The following is a 16,698-nucleotide window of genomic DNA, read 5'->3' on the forward strand; positions in this document are numbered from 1 at the left end:
ACTTAATGTAACGGCTACGTCATGGGGCGGCGGGCTTTCCCGGCAAGTAGATGCTCCTCAAGCTGCTGTACGCCATGACGGCGGTGGCCTCGGAGAAGTCGAACCCGGTACGGCGTGGGGCGGGCGCCGATAGTTGGCCAGGGGACCTCCCTGACAAGCTGCGCGGCGTCTTCAACGTGGACTCGATCAGTTCTCTCACCACGCATGGGCAACGTCCGACGCGTCTTGGCCTCACGCTGGACGACGAAAGCGATCTCGTCTACGTGTTCTCGGACGACGATATGCCCGGTGACGGCTATGTCTTCATCGACGTCGGCTTCCGCCGCCCCCGCGACTTCCCGGTCTTCATTCCCGCACACGAGATCCTCTCGGTCGCCCACGGTCTGCGCTCGCTCTTCGCCACCTACGAGGTCCCCTTCGATGAGACCTGGAACGACCTGGCGACGCTGCTCTACCGCCCCCGCCTCAAGGACCGCTCCGAGACGGAGATCGAGGACGTCATCGACGGCATCGTCGGCGGGCGCTTCGAGGTAAGGGACGAGCGCTTCGTTCTTCGTCCCGACGCCGAGGGTGATTCGGGTGCTCAGCTTGAGGCGCCGCTGGTGTCCGAGGGGCACCGCAAGCTCGGCATGATCCAGGTGCTCCTAGCCAACGGAGTTCTCAAGGATCAGGGGTATCGCTTTTGGGATGAGCCCGAGGCCAACCTAAACCCGGCCTCCATTCGGCTCCTCGCCCCGCTTATTGCCGGGCTCGCCCGTCGCGGGGTCCAGGTCCTCCTCGCCACACACAGCCTCTTCCTTCTGCGCGAACTCCAGATGCTCGATGAGGATGAGGCCGCGGACATCCGCTGCTTCGGGCTCGACCGCGCCAACGACGATCCGGTGACCGTGACGCAGGCCGATGACCTTGACGACCTGCCCGTCATCACGGCCCTCGACGCCGAGCTCGAGCAGTCCACCCGCTACCTCCACCGGTGACTATCTGTGGCTAATTGAAGCGAAGGACCACGCCCACCAGGGGGCGATGGTGCCCGAGGACCTGGTCGCCGTGGTGATCGAGAAGGTCATGGACACGCTCGCGGGCCTGCACGCAGGGACCCGCAACAAGCACACTGAGCGGGAGGCATGCCGGAAGGCGGTGAAGGCACAGCAGCTGCATGTAGTGCTACGTATCGACCTGCCCGGCGCACAGCCGCATGCGAGTAGGGGTCAGCGAGCCGCTGCACAGCAAGCGATGGCGAACTACCGGCAGGCGTTCCGCAGGTTCCTCCGCCGCGTCGTCAACGGAAAGGTCCGCGTGATCACGGGACGGGAGGACCCGCCGACTGTTCCCTGGAGCGTGAGATGGAGCGAGGAAGGACGTCAGGCTCATCGGCAGACGTAGTAGGGCTCGCCTTCGTGCTGGCGGGTCGACGAGGAGGGCTTAGAGCAGGGCGTTCGATGGCCAGCGGTGTCCGAAATGGTGACAAACGCCGGATTCAGTGCCCCGTTGGGTTTTTGCAACCGCATGATTCCAACGTTTCCTGAGTCGTGGGCCAGCGCCTCGGGCTCGTTTGTAACCGTTTGCGACAGTGTGGGCCCGGTTGACCTCCCATCGGGGCCGCCCACCCACCGGCCTGCGTAAGCCGCCGTAACACGCTGGCCGTATGCTTGCTCCCGACGCCACGCCGCAGACGCCGGGACGCCCCCGTCATGCGGGGCCACCCGCCGGCTCGGTGGCGGCGCACACGGTACCGGCAGCACAACGGCAGGAACCCCCACATGGCACTGGTCGTGCAGAAATACGGAGGCTCATCCGTCAGCGACGTAGAGGCGATTCGCCGCGTCGCCAGGCGCGTCGTCGCCACTCGCAAGGCGGGCAACACCGTGGTGGTGGTCGTCTCCGCCATGGGCGACACCACCGACGACCTACTCGACATGGCCGGCGCCATCTCCGCCCAGCCCCCCGCCCGCGAGATGGACATCCTCCTGTCCGCAGGCGAGCGCATCTCCATGGCGCTGCTGGCCATGGCCATCGGCGAGCTGGGCGTGCCCGCCCGCGCCTACACCGGCGCCCAGGCCGGCGTGCTGACCGACTCCAAGTACGGGCGCGCCAGCATCGTCGGCGTCATCCCCGAGCGGATCGCCCGCGCCATCCAGATGGGTGCGGTCGCCGTAGTCGCCGGCTTCCAGGGCATCAACGAGGTCGAGGACGTCACCACCCTGGGCCGCGGCGGCTCCGACACCACGGCCGTCGCCCTTGCCGCCGCCCTGAACGCCGACGTCTGCGAGATCTACACCGACGTCGACGGCCTGTTCACCGCCGACCCGCGCATCGTCCCCAGCGCCCGCCGCATCGAGGCCATCTCCAGCGAGGAGACCCTGGAGATGGCCGCTAATGGTGCCAAGATCCTGCACCTGCGCGCGGTGGAGTACGCCCGCCGCTTCGGCGTGCCCCTGCACGTGCGCTCCTCCTTCTCCGACAAGACCGGCACTTGGATCTACGACGGCCGCCGCGAGGGCGCCTTCGTCCCGCCCGTGCTGCCCGGCGCCGACGACGACGTCCCCTCCTCCCCGACGCCGGAGCCCGTCCCCTCCCGGACAGCCGCCGCCGCGCCGCAGCCCGTCACGCGCGATGCCGCACCCCCTGCCGGGGCCGCTGCGCCCGCCGCGTCCTCTGCCGTCCCCGCGCCCGGCACCTCTGCTACACCCACCCCAGAGCCCGCCATGGACGCCGTCACCGGCCGCGTCGTCGCCCCCGAGGGCGCGGTACCGCCCGACGTCGTATCCGTCGGCGCCGCCCACACCCGGGCCGTCAACGCCCGCGCCCAGGCCCGCCCCCACCCGTCCGCCCAGGAGGATCACGTGGAAGCCCCCGTCATTTCCGGCATCGCCCACGACCGCAGCCAGGACAAGATCACCCTGGTCGGCGTGCCGGACATCCCCGGCGCCGCCGCCCGCATCTTCGAGATCGTGGCCCGCACCGACGCCAACATCGACATGATCGTGCAGGACGTGTCCGCCGAGGGCACCGGCCTGACCAATATCTCCTTCACCTGCCCCGACGGCGACTCCGCCAAGGCGCGCGCCGCCCTGGAGGCCGCTCAGGACGAGCTCGGCTTCAAGACGCTGCACTTCAACCCCAACATCGGCAAGCTCTCCCTGGTGGGCGCGGGCATGCGCTCCCACCCGGGCGTGTCCGCCAAGCTGTTCGGCGCCCTGAGCGAGGCCGGAATCAACATCGACATGATCTCCACCTCCGAGATCCGCATCTCGGTGGTGGTGGACGACGCCGTGCTGGACGAGGCCGTACGCGCCGTCCACTCCGCCTTCGGCCTCGACGCCGAGGCCACCGAGGCGGTCGTCTACGGAGGTACCGGACGATGAGCAACCAGAACATTCAGAACGCGGATGGTTCCCGGGCCGGCCAGGCCCCGCGGGCCGCGAGCGACTACGTAGGCCCCGAGGGCGGCGTGAGCCTCGCCGTCGTCGGCGCCACCGGCCAGGTCGGCCGGGTCATGCTCGCCATGCTGGAGCAGCGCGACTTCCCCGCCCGCAGCCTGCGCCTGTTCTCCTCCGCCCGCTCCGCCGGGAGCCGCGTGGACTTCCGGGGCGCGAGCATCGAGGTGGAGGACGTGGCCGCCGCCGACCTGAGTGGCGTCGACGTGGCCATCTTCTCCGCCGGCGGGGCCGCCTCGCGCGAGTACGCCCCCCGGTTCGCCGCCGCCGGCGCCGTCGTGGTGGACAACTCCTCCGCCTGGCGCAAGGACCCGCAGGTGCCGCTCGTGGTCGCCGAGGTGAACCCCGAGGCGCTGGCCGACCGGCCCAAGGGCATTATCGCCAACCCCAACTGCACCACCATGGCGATCATGCCCGCCCTGAAGGCGCTGCACAACGAGGCCGGGCTCAGGCGCCTGGTCGCCTCCACCTACCAGGCCGTCTCCGGCTCCGGGCGCGCCGGGGTGGCCGAGCTCGCCGGGCAGGTGCGCACCGTCGTCGAGCAGGGGCAGGACATCGAGGGCCTCGCCACCGACGGGCGTGCCGTCACCTTCCCCGCGTCGGGCGTGTATGTGGACACGATCGCCTTCAACGCCGTCGCCTGGGCCGGAAACGACGCCGGCGACGGCTCCGGGGAGACCGACGAGGAGCAGAAGCTGCGCAACGAGTCCCGCAAGATCCTGGGGATCCCGGACCTGCGCGTATCCGGCACCTGCGTGCGCATTCCGGTGTTCTCCGGGCACGGCGTGAGCGTGAGCGCCGAGTTCGAGCGCCCGCTCAGCCCCGACCGGGCCATCGAGCTGCTGCGCGCTGCCCCCGGCGTCACCTACGAGGAGGTGCCCAGCCCGCTTAAGTCAGCCGGGCGCGACGGCACCTTCGTGGGCCGCGTGCGCGCCGACCAGGCCTGGGATGACGGCCACGGCATCGCGCTGTTCGCGGTGGGCGACAACCTGCGCAAGGGCGCCGCCCTCAACGCCGTCCAGCTGGCCGAGCTGGTCGTCGCCGAACTCCGCCGAGATCGGTAGAAATTACGTGCCGAGATCGGTAGAAGTGGCGGCTACGGGCGCCGTCGGGAACGCCGTGCTCGCGCTTCAGACGGTGGGCGCGAGTGCCGGGACCTCGCCGGCGTACAGGTACACACCCACCGTCTCCGGCAGACCCGGAACGTCCAGCTTCAGCTCCCGCGCGGCCACGCGCACCATGCCGCGGCGCTCGTAGAACTCGTAGGTGCACATCGAGTCGGTGTACAGGAAGAAATCTGTGCGGCCGTGGGCGCGCAGATGCTCCATGAAGCCGTCGTACAAGTGACTGCCGACGCCGTGCCCGCGGGAGGCCGCGTGGACGGCGAGGAGCGTGATCTCATCGGTCAGGGCGGCCTCGCCGGAGCCGAGCGCGTCCTGGCGCAACTGGGCGTAGCGGCGCTTAAAACCGAGGGACTGCTTGAGTGTTTCCCACTGCGGCAGCCCCGCCGTCGTCAGCCACGCCATGCTCGCTGCCCTTCGGGCGTAGGCCGCCGGCCGGCCCGGAAGCCGGGGCTCGTCCTCCACGCGTCCCATGATTACCCCCATGACCTTGCCGACGGCGCCGGGGCCGTCGTCGGCGACCGCCACCCGCGCGTAGCTGGAGGCCAGCAGGCAGTCGGCCAGCAAGACGTCGGCGGCGGAGCGCTCCAGGTAGGGGCGCGGCGCGTAGCTGCGCACGTGGAAGGCGTCATTGATGAGCGCCAGCACGCCCTCGGCGTCCCGGGGTTCATAGGGGCGGTAAGTGATCGTGGACATCGTGCCTCCTGGCGTCGTCGGAACCGGCGTTCGTCGCTGCGACGGTAGGTGGGCGGCCTGGGCGGGGCCGGGGAGATGCCTCCGGGTCTTCGACGTCGTCGGGCGCGCCCGCCACATCTACCGATCTCGACACGTAACTTCTACCGATCTCGGCGAGGGGGAGGGACACGCCGCCGGAATACCTCGGCATCTAGGACGGTTGTCCCAGGCGCCGGCGGGCAACACCGCCAGTCATCCGAGTGGGAAGGAAGCCTCATGGCCCCCAAAGACATCACCGGCGCAGAGTTCAACCAGACCGTCCGCGGCGAGGGCATCACCCTCGTCGACTTCTGGGCATCCTGGTGCGGCCCGTGCCGGCGCTTCGCGCCGATCTTCGAGAAGGCCGCGGAGAAGAACCCGGACATCACCTTCGCCAAGGTCGACACCGAGGCCGAGCAGGAGCTCGCCGGAGCGCTGGGCATCTCCTCGATCCCCACACTGATGGTCTTCCGCGACGACGTGCTCGTCTACCGCGAGGCCGGCGCCCTGCCCGCCCCCGCCCTGGAATCGCTGATCACCCAGGTGCGTGAGCTCGACATGGACGAGATCAAGCGCCAGATCGCCGAGGAGCAGGCCGCCGCCGAGAGCTGACGGCGCCCCGCGCCCGGAGCGGTCCCGCAGTGACGGGGTTCCTGCCCCAGCCGGATTGAAACCGCCTGGGCCCGGCCTGACCTGCTGCCCGACGACGCCGCCCCGAGCGGCGTCGTCGGGCGCCGTCTCGCGGTTGCGGGCACTCGGGCCCCGTTCAGGTTTCCTCATGAGCGATAAGCTCTACCCTTCAGAACTGTAGGGATTGTAAAGTTGACCCCATGAGCAATCACCACGTCAAGAACCCAGCCGTCATCCCCACCTTCACCGCCTCCGAGACCCTCGCCACCGACCTGCAGCGCGCGCTGGTGGACATCACCGCCCTCAGCCTGGTCGGCAAGCAGGTCCACTGGAACCTGGTGGGCCCGAACTTCCGCGACCTGCACCTCAACCTGGACGAGGTCGTCGACATCGCCCGCGAGGGCTCCGACGAGCTCGCCGAGCGCATGCGCGCCATCAACGTCTTCCCCGACGGCCGCCCCGGCACCATCGCCTCCCAGACCTCGGTCCCCGAGGCGCCCGAGGCCGCCGTCATCACCGCCGACGCGGTCGACTACATCGTCTCCGCCATCAACGCCGTCGTGACCACCCTGCGCGACATCCACGACGCCGTCGACGAGGCCGACCCCTCCTCCTCCGGCATCCTGGAGGACTACACCCAGCGCCTGGAGCAGCAGAGCTGGTTCCTCTCGGCCCAGAACTACTCCGCGAGCTGACCCGCGCCGCTGCGGCCCGCGCGCCCGCCGCCGCAACCGCGCGGCGCCGCGCCTAATCTGAGGGCATGCCGCACGCGCCCACCGCCGACGTCGCCCGCCTGCACCGCCTCACCCGGCACTTCGCCACCGAGGCCGTCCAGGCCGGCGACGTCGCCGCATTCCCACCACCCGCCGCCCTCGCCGAGCTCCCGCCGGTAGAGCTGCGCAGGCTGCTGGACGGGCTGCTCACCATCCGCCCGCCCCGCGAGATCCCCGACGACGACGTGCGGGCAGACCTGGACGAGATGCTCGCCGCCGAGTCCGCCCAGCGCGTGCACGACGCCGGCGCCCCCGACGCCCTGGCCCTGCCCACCCTGGAGGCCACCCACGGCACGCCCGGCCCGCTCGGCGAGCACGTCGCCCTGTGGCGCGGCGACCTGACCACCCTGCGTGCCGGCGCGATCGTCAACGCCGCCAACGCGCAGATGCTGGGCTGCTTCGTCCCCGGACACACCTGCATCGACAACGTCATCCACGCCGTCGCCGGCCCCGGGCTGCGCGCCGAGTGCGCCGCCTACATGGAGGCCCGCGGCGGCCGCCCCGAGGAGACCGGCCGCGCGCTGCTCACCGCCGGCTACCACCTGCCCGCCGCGCACGTGGTCCACACCGTCGGCTCGATCATCGAGGGCGGCCGCCCCACCGACGCCGACCGCGCCCTACTGGCCTCCAGCTACCGCAGCGTGCTGGATGCCGTCGCGGATGCCGGCCTGGACTCGGTGGGGCTGTGCTCGGTGTCCACCGGTGAATACGGCTACCCCAAGGACAAGGCGGCGCAGCTCGTGCTCGCCACGCTCGCGGACTGGCTCGGCGCCCACCCCGAGTCCGGGCTGCGCATCGTGATCTGTGCCTTCGCCGACGTAGACGTCGCCGCCTACGAGATCGCGCTCGCCGCCCGGGGCGAGAACGCTCCTCAGCGCGCGTAGGGGCCGGGCATGAGCGCCCAGGCAACGGCGTAGACGACCCACATCGGGCCCGGCAGCAGGGCCAGGGCGAGGGTTGCCAGCCGCACCAGCGTGGGGCTCACGCCCCAGTACTCGGCCAGTCCGCCGCACACGCCCGCCAGCAGGCGCCGGTGGGACCGCCGCGGCAGCCGTGCGCGCCACGACTCGGTGCGCTGGGAGAAGGACTGCCGGCGGTCGTAGGGGTTGGTGGGACGCTGCTGTGTCATGGCAACAGCCTGCCGGGTCCCGCCACGCGACGGTATCCGGGATGCCCCTGACGTCGCCCTGGTAGCGGCCGCCGCTCAGCCGCGGGGATGCCTGCCTACGCCTCGGGGCGCGCCTTTGCGGCGGCCCGGGCGGCCGCAGGTGCCGCTGCCGCAATGCGCTCGACCTCGGCGTCGCCGTGCGCGGCCGAGACGAACCAGGCCTCGAACACGCTCGGCGGCAGCGCCACCCCGGCGTCGAGGAAGGCGTGGAAGAACGGGGCGAAGCGCCAGGCCTCCTGGGCGCGGGCGGCCGCGTAGTCACGCACGCCCTCCGCGGCCGCCGCGGGGCCGAACATGATCGAGAACAGCGAGCCGGAGTACTGCACGCGGTGGGGCACCCCCTGCTCGTTCAAGGTCGCGCTCACGATCTGGCCGATCTGGGCGGCGCGGCGCGCGACCGTGGTGTAGACGGCATCGTCGGCCAGGGCGAGCGTGGCCAGGCCGGCGGCCGTGGCCAGCGGGTTCCCGGAGAGGGTGCCCGCCTGGTAGACGGGGCCGAGCGGCGCCAGCAGGTCCATCACCTCGGCGCGGCCGCCCACCGCCGCCAGCGGCATGCCGCCGCCGATCACCTTGCCGAAGGTGAACAGGTCCGGCGCCCAGGCCGCCCGCTCGCGCCAGGAGGTGTCGTGGCCGTCTGGGCCGCCCGGCCAGGAGGGGGTGGGCTGCGCATGTTTCGATTCGGCCGCCTCCGCCGCCCAGCCGTCTACCGCCTCCAGGCCCCAGAATCCCGCCGGGCCCACCCGGAACCCGGAGAGCACCTCGTCGGCGATCATCAGGGCGCCGTACGCCGCAGTGACCCGGCGGATGGCCGCGTTGAAGCCGGGCGCGGGCGGGACCACGCCCATATTCGCCGGCGCCGGCTCGGTGATGACCGCGGCGATCTCCTTCCCGCGCGCCGCGAAGCACTCTTCCAGGGCGGAGACGTCGTTGTAGGGCAGCACCAGCGTCTGTGCGGCCACCGCCTGCGGCACCCCGGCCGAGCCCGGCAGCCCGCCCGTGGCCACACCCGATCCGGCCGCCGACAGCAGGCCGTCGCTGTGCCCGTGGTAGCAGCCGGCGAACTTCACCACCAGGTCACGGCCGGTGAAGCCGCGCGCCAGCCGCACCGCCGTCATGGTCGCCTCGGTGCCGGTGGACACCAGCCGCAGGCGCTCCACCGGCGGCACCCGGCGCCGCACCGCCTCGGCCAACTCGGTCTCCGCGGCGGTGGGCGCCCCGAAGGACAGCCCCCGCGCTGCGGCCGCCTGCACCGCCACCACCACCTCCGGGTGGGCATGGCCGAGCAGCGCCGGCCCCCAGGAGCCGACCAGGTCCACGTACTCGCGCCCCTCGGCGTCCACCACGCGGGCGCCGCGAGCACCTGTGATGAAGGCCGGCACCCCGCCCACCGAGCCGAAGGCGCGCACGGGGGAGTCCACGCCGCCGGGGATCACGCTGCGGGCGGCGGCGAACAGGTCGGCATTGGTGGGGGTTGACGGCATGGGCGGGCTCCTGGGCTGATCGGCGGCGGTCTAGGCAGGTGGTCTGGCGGAAGCCTATGACGCCCCGATGTGCTCGGTTAGACAGAAGTGGCTTTTCCGGTTTGGGCGTGTGGTGGTGTGGGTCGGGGTGGTGTCTGGAGCGCATGACTGTTTGCGGCGCGGCTGACCGCCCCACGCCTGGTTGGACCGCCTGTGTGTATTTGGACCACCCTAGGCGCACTCTCAGGCGGTCCAACCGGAGGAACCCGGTCCAACCGGAGAACCGCGGTCCAAGTAGGGGGCTGGGAACTGTGCCGGGTTTGGCGGCAGGGGTGAGCACGCGGAAGGGAGCGCCGCCGGGGGCGCACAGGGAAGCATCCCGAGGGGCGCTGTGAGGGCGGGCCGCCAGGATGGGGCGTGCAGGGGCGGAGCCCTGGGGCCCGGCAAGCCGTCACACCTCGCCTAGTCACCCCCACCGGGACCGGCCCACACCCAAGGCCCCCGCCTTCCCTTCAAGCTCGCGCGCGCCCTGACCTCAACCAGCCGCTACACCTGCAAACCGGAAGAGCCGGAAAAGTGTCCATCGGTGACCAGTTTAAGCCCGCCGCCCGCAATGCCTTCTCGCAGGAATGGCTTAACACCGGGGAAAACATGGTGTCTGCCGGGGGTACGCTCGCTGCCAGATCGTCAAAGTGGTCACCGATGGACACTTTTACTGCTGCGCGCGCAGCCGCTCGGCCACCTCGCGGGCCCAGTAGGTCAGCACGCAGTCCGCGCCGGCGCGCACGATCCCCAGCAGCGACTCCATGATCACGCGCTCGCGGTCGATCCAGCCGTTGGCGGCGGCCGCCTCCACCATCGCGTACTCGCCGCTGACCTGGTAGGCCGCCACCGGCACCGGGCTGGCGGCGGCCACGTCGGCCAGTACGTCTAGGTAGGGTCCGGCCGGCTTGACCATTACCAGGTCGGCGCCCTGCTCCACGTCCAGCAGCACCTCCCGCAGGCCCTCGCGGCGGTTGGCCGGATCCTGCTGGTAGGTGCGGCGGTCGCCCTTGAGGGTGGAGCCGACGGCCTCCCGGAAGGGCCCGAAATAGGCGGAGGCGTACTTGGCGGAGTAGGCCAGGATGGTGACATCGTCATGGCCGGTGGCATCCAGGGCGGCGCGGATCGCCGCGACCTGCCCGTCCATCATGCCGGAGGGGGAGACCATGTGCGCCCCGGCCTCCGCCTGGGAGACGGCCATGGCCTGGTAGAGCGCCAGGGTGGAGTCGTTGTCGATCTCGCCCGCGCGGCGGTCACCGTCCGGGCGCACCAGGCCGCAGTGGCCGTGGGAGGTGAACTCGTCCAGGCAGGTGTCGGCGCACACGACCAGCGCGTCCCCGACCTCTGCGCGCACCGCGGCTATCGCCCGGTTGAGGATGCCGTCCTCGGCCCACGCCTGGGAGCCGGCCTGGTCTCGCGTGGCCGGGACGCCGAACAGGTCGATGGCGCCCACGCCCGCTTCGGCGCAGGCGGCGGCCTCCCGCCGAATGGACTCCAGCGTGTGCTGCACCACGCCGGGCATGGCGCCGATCGGGGCAGGCTCGGTGATGTCCTCGCGCACGAAGGCCGGCAGGATCAGCTGACCAGGGTCGATGCGGGTCTCGGCGACGAGCCCGCGCAGGGCCGGCGTGCGGCGCAGCCGACGCGGGCGCACGGTCGGCGCCGCGGGCGCGGGCACGCCCCGCGAGACGAGCAGGTCGGCGGCCGGCGAGGTGGCGGGGTCGTGCGGGTCGGGCAGGGGGAGGGCAGTGGTCATGGTTCTGGTCTCCTGAGATCGGTGGGAAGCAAGGTGAGTATGGCAGCGCGGATGTCGCCGGGTGTGGGGGAGGCGGCCACGGCATCCACGTCCAGGCCGACGGCCCGCGCTGCCGCCGCGGTCGGCCTCCCGATCGCCACCACACGCGTGGCAGGCGCGGGCGGCCCGGCCGCCTCCACCAGGGCACGCGTGGAGGAGCCCGCCACCAGCACCACCGCGTCGAAGCCGCCACTCGCCCAGTCGGCGGCAAGGCCCCCGGGCAGCTCCCCGGCGGGAACCGGCTCCATGGTGTAGGCGGCCACCGCATCCACCTCCCAGCCGACGGCGGCCAGGCCCGCGGCCAACTTCGGGGAGGCCAGCGCCGAGCCGGGCAGCAGCAGTCGGCGGCGGTCCGTAGCGGGGCCATGGGTGAGCCGGGGCAGGTCCAGCAGGGCGGCGCCGCTGCCGGCCGCCACCAGGTCGGGCTCGCGCCCCAGCCGCTCGCGCACGGCCCGCGCGGTGGCCTCGCCGACCACGGCAATTCTGGTGAGCCCCCGCGCCGCCGAGGCGGCGGTCGGAGTACCGGAGACGGCCCGCCCCGCGGCAGAACGCCCGGGGGAGCTCGGAGCATGTGCGGCGGCGCTCGCATCGCCGCACTCGGCTGCCTCTTCACCGCCCCCGAAGAAGCTGAGATCGAAGTACTCCAGGGTGCGGGCAGAGGTCAGCACCACCCACGCGTACTCGCCGGCCGCGAGGTCGCGGGCGGCGCGCTCGCGGGGCTCGACGGGCCCGGGAACGGACCGGGTCACGCCCACACGCACCACCTCGGCGCCCGCCGCGCTCAACTCGGCGGCGATGGCATCGTCCGGCTTGGCCCGCGGCAGCAGGATGCGTCGTCCGGACAACGGGCCGACCCCGGCTGCCGCGGAGGCCCCGGCGGCGGGCGGGCCCGGCTCGGGCGGCGCCGACGCGCTTCGGGCGGCGTCACCGGTCTTCGCTAGCGGCACGTCGTTGCGGGTGACGCTGCCCGGCCGGCTCATGGCGCCTCCCGGTGCCCACGGCCGGGCAGCGAGGCGCGCAGGTCCGCCAGCTCGGCGGCTCCCGCAGCCAGCAGAGCCGCGGCCACCGCCGCACCGAGCCCGGCGGCATCCGTGCGCGCCCCGGTCGCCGACTCCCGCAGCAGCCGCGCCCCGTCGGCCGCCGCCACGACGGCGTCCAGCCGCAGCCCCGCGCGCCCGTCAGCCAGCGCCGTGGGCGCCGCCACCGCCCCGACCGGTGCGGCGCAGCCCGCCTCCAAGGCCCGCATGAGGGCGCGTTCGGCGGTCACCGCCGCCCGGGTGGCCGGGTCGTCCAGTTCGGCCAGGGTGGCGGTCAATGCCGCGGACAGCCCCGGGTCTGAGGCGACCGCCTGCGCGCCGGGGGAGTCCTTTGGGGCGGCGCCGGCCGGGCACGCGCCGGCGGCGGCTCCGGCCCCGGTATCGTCCCGCGTCTCCAGGGCCAGCGCTCCCTGTGCGGGCGCCGGCACCATGACCGGCTCCGCCTCCGCACCGGGCAGCGCGAGCACCTGGCTCGCATACGCATCCAGGCCCAGCCGGCGCAGCCCCGCCAGCGCCAGCACCACGGCGTCCAGGTCGGGCTCGCGCACGGCGCCGAGCGGGCCGTCCGCGCCCACCACCGATCCGACCACCCGGGACAGCCGCGTGGGCACGTTCCCGCGCACGGGCACGACTTCGAGGTCCGGGCGCACCGCCGCCAGCTGCGCGGCGCGGCGCGGTGAGCCGGTGCCGACCCGCGCCCCGCGGGGCAGGTTCGCCAGCGTCGCCCCGCCCGCGGCGCACAGGGCGTCGCGCGGGTCCTCCCGGGTCGGCATAGCGGCGATGCGCAACCCCGGCACCGGGGCGGTGGGCAGGTCCTTGCAGGAGTGCACGGCCAGATCACAGGCGCCCTCCAGCAGCGCCTCGCGCAGGGCGGCCGCGAACACCCCCACCCCGCCGAGCCGCGTCAGTGGGGTGGCGTCGACATCTCCGCGGGTGCGGATCTCGACCAGCTCCACCTCCAGGTCCGCGCCGATCCGCCGGGAGGCCGCGGCAATCGCCCGCGCCACCTGGGTGGATTGGGCCACCGCCAGCGCCGAGCCGCGCGTGCCCAGGCGGACCGTGTGCGCCGACGACGGGCCCGATCCGATCACCTTGCCGGTGCTCATGCGCGCCCCTCCTCCTCGACGCCGCTGGCGCCGCCTGCGGGTCCGGGGCGGGGTCGGCCGCCTGGGGTTGCGGGATCGAGGTGCGCGGGTGCGCCCGCCGGCGGCGCCTCCTCGCTCCGCCCGCCTGCCAGCGCAGCCGCCTGTTCGCGCGCATGGGCGACGACGGCGGCGATCCCGCTCCCGGCCACCCACGCCCCGGTGACGGCCAGCCCCGCCAGGGGCTCGACCTCGGCCAGCAGGCGCCGGGTGCGCTCGCGGTAGGCGGGCGTGACCGGCGGCAGGGTCCCGTCCCAGCGCACCAGCATGGAGTCGATGACATCCTGCTCGCGGATGCGCACCCCCGTCAGCACCTCCACATCGGCCAGCGCATCGGCCAGCTCCACCTGCGGGCGCGGCTCGCCCGGCCGCCCGTAGGACAGCCGCAGTGCGTGCACCCGTCCCTCCCACGGGCCCGGCCCGTCCGCGGCGGTGGGTGGCCTCCCGTCGGACTCGTCGGTGGCGTGGAGCTGCCGCAGCTGCCGGCCGATCCACGGCCACTTCACCGACAGGTGCGACAGCGCCTTGGCGCGCACCGGCGCCCGCCCGGGCGCGGCCGGAGCCACCAGCAGCCCGGAGCCCACCGGCGCCCCCGACAGCGCCGGGGTACGCACAACCAGGGTGAAGCGGGCGATCGGGGAGCCGACCGGCACCTGCAGCCGGGTATCCACGCCGGGCGCCCCCTCAAGCAGTCGCAGCGCCGCCCCGGCCGAGCAGGCCAGCACCACCCGGGGCGAACGCACCACCCGCTCCGTCCCGGCCGCCACCGGCTCGGCCGACGGCGTGGCCCCGCGAGTGGTGGGGACGATCCCCACCTCCCAGCCGCCGGCGGTGTCGGTGGCCGGCCGCAGCCACCGCGCGCCGGTGCGGGTGAGTACCCGCCCGCCGGAGGCCTCGATCGCCTCCCGCAGGGCGTCGGTGAGGCGGAACAGCCCGCCGGCGACGGTCACGTCCGCGGCGCCGCCGCCGCGCTGCCGGGCCCGCCGCCGCTTCAGCAGCTCGCCGACCGCCGCCTGCAGCGACCCCAGGCGGGCGGTCGCCTCCCGCAGCCCGGGCGCCACCGTGTCGGCGGCAAGGTCGGCGGGGTCGGCGGTGTGAATACCCGCCACGATCGGCCGCACCAGCCGCTCCAGCACCGCCTCGCCCATGCGGGCGCGCACGAAGGCGGCCAGGTCGGCCGGGTCCTGCGGTCCGGTGCCCACGGCGCCGCCGAGCTCGGCGTCCCGCGCCGCGCGGGCGGCGCCTTCCGCCCCGATCACGGCGACGACGTCGTCGGCCAGCGCATCGGCGGGGATGCCCAGGAAGGCGTCGCGCAGGAAGCGGTGCGCCCGCCAGCCGCGGGCGGGGTCGGCGGCGAGGCCTTCCGTGACTCCGGGATCGACTGCGGTGCCGGAGGCATCGACGGCGTCGCCCGCCGCGCCATCCAGCGGCGGCAGGAACAGGCGCGCCCCGCCACCGGACGGGCCCACCACCTCCAGCCCCAGGGCGTCGACCATCTGCGTGACCGCCTCGCCGCGGATGACGAAGCCCTCCGCGCCCAGATCCATGCGTACCCCGCCGATGTCGCCCCCGGCCACGAGCCCGCCGGTGTAGCCGCGGGCCTCGACCAGCAGCGGCCGCAGCCCGGCCCGCGTCAGCTCCCAGGCGGCCGCCAGCCCGGCGATGCCGCCGCCGACCACCAGCGCGTCGCACCGCTCCACCGACCCGCTCGCCGATCGCGCCTCCGTGCCGCGGTCTCGCACCTCAGCACTGCTCGGCCGCACCGCGCCGACGCCGTCCGTCTGCGATTCGCTCATGCCTCACCGTCCCATCCGGCCAGCGCCGCGTCTTCCCAATCCGTTGAGCCGTGCACCCGCGCCACCACCCGGGTGAGCACGTCCGGGTCGCTCGTGGGCGGCACCCCGTGCCCGAGGTTGAACACGTGGGCGGGCGCGGCCCGACCCGCCTCCAGGCAGGCGTCCACGCCCCGGGCGAGCACCTCCCAGGGCGCCCCCAACAGCGCCGGGTTGAGGTTTCCCTGCACCGGCCGGTCGCCGAGCCACCTGCTCGCCTCGCCCAGGTCGCTGCACTCGTCCACGCCGACGACGTCGGCCCCGGTGCGGTGCAGCTCGGGCAGCAGATGCTCCGCCCGGGTGGCGAAGTGGATCGCCGCCGCGGGCCGGCCCGTGGTGGCCGAGACGGCGTCGCGGGCCAGGTCGAGGGCGAGCGCCGAATAGGGGGCGACCTTCTCGCGGTAGTCGACGGCGGGCAGCGAGCCCGCCCAGGAGTCGAACAGCTGCACGGCGGCGGCGCCCGCGCGCACCTGCGTGGCCATGAACGCGCCGGTCAGGTGCGCCGCCCAGGTCATCAGCGCGTCCCAGGCGGCCGGGTCGGCGTGCATGAGCGTGCGGGCGGCCAGGTGGTCGCGGGAGGGACGGCCCTCGGCCAGGTAGGCGACCAGGGTGAACGGCGCCCCGCCGAAGCCGAGCAGCGGCGTCCACGCAGCCTCGCCGCGCGACTGGGCCAGTCCGGCCCGCGCCCGGGGGGTCAGGGTGGACCATCCCCCCGCGTCGTCCCCGCGCGCCTCCGGATCGGCGCCCGGGCGGGCGCCGTGATCCGCGTGCCTGCCCGCGTGCCCGGGGGAGCCCAGCTCCGCCACGACCGCCCGCACAGCCGCCTCCACGGCCGCCGCCCCGGCGGCGCCGTCGAGGGCGCCGCCGTCCGCGCCGGTCCCGGCCCGCTCGGCGTCGCCGAAGCGGCGGGCCACCACGCGCGCGACCTGGGCGGCGTCGCGCACGGGGGCGTCCAGGACCGGCCCGACGCCCGGCTCGATCCGCACCTCCACTCCCGCGAGCCGCAGCGGCACCATGATGTCGGAGAAGAGCACGGCCGCGTCCACGCCGTGGCGCCGCACCGGCTGGAGGGTCGCCTGCGCGGCCGCCTGCGGCCACAGGCACACGTCCAGCATGGACGCCCCGGCCCGCTCCCGCAGCGCCCGGTACTCCGGCAGGGAGCGCCCCGCCTGCCGCATGAACCACACGGGCGTGCGCGCGGGACGCCGCCCGGCCAGGGCCTGAAGCAGCGCCGGCTCCTGGGCCCGGGGGCCGCCCGGCTCATCGTGGGCGCCCGCGGTGCCGGAGCGGTCCCGCTCGTCGGCGCGCCCCGCCCCGCAGCGTCCGCCCGGCCCCACGGGGGCCTCGGCCCCGGCAGAATTCTGCGCGGAAATGCTCACGAAATAGTCCTCGTCCTTATGGTGCCGGTGGAAATGACCTGACGCGGCGTCGTCTGGCAATGCCGTCCGGACATTGTTTCCCATCGCTCCCGAGTTGTTCACGTGATGGATGTTTTGCCTGCAATGGCGCGCTCCGCCGATTTGCTGACGCGGTGTCGGAAAGACGAT

Annotated in this window: 15 protein-coding genes; 7 read left to right on the top strand and 8 right to left on the bottom strand. The window is 73.7% G+C overall.

Annotated elements, in window-relative coordinates:
* The first annotated feature begins 50 nt into the window (after positions 1-50).
* From BLR49_RS03990 to BLR49_RS04005, 4 genes are all read left to right on the top strand, one after another.
* Positions 51-977, top strand: a complete 927-nt coding sequence (locus BLR49_RS03990; RefSeq protein WP_092533788.1) for an AAA family ATPase — start codon at positions 51-53, stop codon at positions 975-977.
* 46 nt (positions 978-1,023) lie between these two features.
* Positions 1,024-1,383 (top strand): hypothetical protein, encoded by a 360-nt coding sequence (locus BLR49_RS03995; protein WP_092533791.1) that lies wholly within the window; start codon positions 1,024-1,026, stop codon positions 1,381-1,383.
* Between the two features lie 377 nt (positions 1,384-1,760).
* Positions 1,761-3,365: an aspartate kinase gene (locus BLR49_RS04000; RefSeq protein ID WP_092533794.1), complete on the top strand. Its 1,605-nt coding sequence runs from the start codon at positions 1,761-1,763 to the stop codon at positions 3,363-3,365.
* Entirely contained in the window at positions 3,362-4,501 is a 1,140-nt protein-coding gene (locus tag BLR49_RS04005) for an aspartate-semialdehyde dehydrogenase (RefSeq protein WP_092533797.1), read from the top strand. The genes BLR49_RS04000 and BLR49_RS04005 overlap by 4 nt, the downstream gene beginning before the upstream one ends.
* Before the next feature lie 66 nt (positions 4,502-4,567).
* On the opposite strand, the gene BLR49_RS04010 is transcribed toward BLR49_RS04005, so the two are convergent.
* Positions 4,568-5,254 (bottom strand): GNAT family N-acetyltransferase, encoded by a 687-nt coding sequence (locus BLR49_RS04010; protein ID WP_092533800.1) that lies wholly within the window; start codon positions 5,252-5,254, stop codon positions 4,568-4,570.
* Positions 5,255-5,509: 255 nt separating this feature from the next.
* Between BLR49_RS04010 and trxA the strand changes: the two genes are divergently transcribed.
* From trxA to BLR49_RS04025, 3 genes are all read left to right on the top strand, one after another.
* Positions 5,510-5,884 carry a thioredoxin gene (trxA, locus tag BLR49_RS04015; protein ID WP_092533803.1) on the top strand — a complete coding sequence of 125 codons (375 nt, stop codon included), beginning with the start codon at positions 5,510-5,512 and terminating at the stop codon, positions 5,882-5,884.
* Positions 5,885-6,102: 218 nt separating this feature from the next.
* Positions 6,103-6,597, top strand: coding sequence for a Dps family protein (locus BLR49_RS04020; RefSeq protein WP_092533805.1), 495 nt, complete (start codon positions 6,103-6,105; stop codon positions 6,595-6,597).
* 65 nt (positions 6,598-6,662) lie between these two features.
* On the top strand, positions 6,663-7,559 hold the full coding sequence (locus tag BLR49_RS04025) for a macro domain-containing protein (RefSeq protein WP_092533808.1): 897 nt from the start codon (positions 6,663-6,665) through the stop codon (positions 7,557-7,559).
* Here BLR49_RS04025 and BLR49_RS04030 read toward each other — a convergent pair.
* The 7 genes from BLR49_RS04030 to BLR49_RS04060 form a co-directional block, all read right to left on the bottom strand.
* Complete coding sequence (locus BLR49_RS04030; RefSeq protein ID WP_092533811.1) at positions 7,547-7,804, bottom strand: PspC domain-containing protein; 258 nt, start codon at positions 7,802-7,804, stop codon at positions 7,547-7,549. The genes BLR49_RS04025 and BLR49_RS04030 overlap by 13 nt on opposite strands.
* A 95-nt stretch (positions 7,805-7,899) precedes the next feature.
* Complete coding sequence (locus BLR49_RS04035) at positions 7,900-9,324, bottom strand: glutamate-1-semialdehyde 2,1-aminomutase (RefSeq protein ID WP_092533814.1); 1,425 nt, start codon at positions 9,322-9,324, stop codon at positions 7,900-7,902.
* 691 nt (positions 9,325-10,015) lie between these two features.
* A complete protein-coding gene (gene hemB, locus BLR49_RS04040; protein ID WP_092533817.1) occupies positions 10,016-11,101 on the bottom strand; it encodes a porphobilinogen synthase in 1,086 nt (361 codons plus the stop codon).
* Complete coding sequence (locus tag BLR49_RS04045; protein WP_092533820.1) at positions 11,098-12,120, bottom strand: uroporphyrinogen-III synthase; 1,023 nt, start codon at positions 12,118-12,120, stop codon at positions 11,098-11,100. The genes hemB and BLR49_RS04045 overlap by 4 nt, the downstream gene beginning before the upstream one ends.
* Positions 12,117-13,283 (bottom strand): hydroxymethylbilane synthase, encoded by a 1,167-nt coding sequence (hemC, locus tag BLR49_RS04050; RefSeq protein ID WP_092533823.1) that lies wholly within the window; start codon positions 13,281-13,283, stop codon positions 12,117-12,119. The genes BLR49_RS04045 and hemC overlap by 4 nt, the downstream gene beginning before the upstream one ends.
* Positions 13,280-15,115: a protoporphyrinogen/coproporphyrinogen oxidase gene (locus BLR49_RS04055; protein ID WP_092533826.1), complete on the bottom strand. Its 1,836-nt coding sequence runs from the start codon at positions 15,113-15,115 to the stop codon at positions 13,280-13,282. The genes hemC and BLR49_RS04055 overlap by 4 nt, the downstream gene beginning before the upstream one ends.
* On the bottom strand, positions 15,112-16,380 hold the full coding sequence (locus BLR49_RS04060; protein ID WP_245690423.1) for a uroporphyrinogen decarboxylase: 1,269 nt from the start codon (positions 16,378-16,380) through the stop codon (positions 15,112-15,114). Before BLR49_RS04060 ends, BLR49_RS04055 begins: the two co-directional genes overlap by 4 nt.
* Positions 16,381-16,698: the final 318 nt, after the last annotated feature.

Origin of the sequence: Actinomyces ruminicola, from assembly GCF_900103885.1 — a bacterium.
Classification (GTDB): domain Bacteria; phylum Actinomycetota; class Actinomycetes; order Actinomycetales; family Actinomycetaceae; genus Actinomyces; species Actinomyces ruminicola.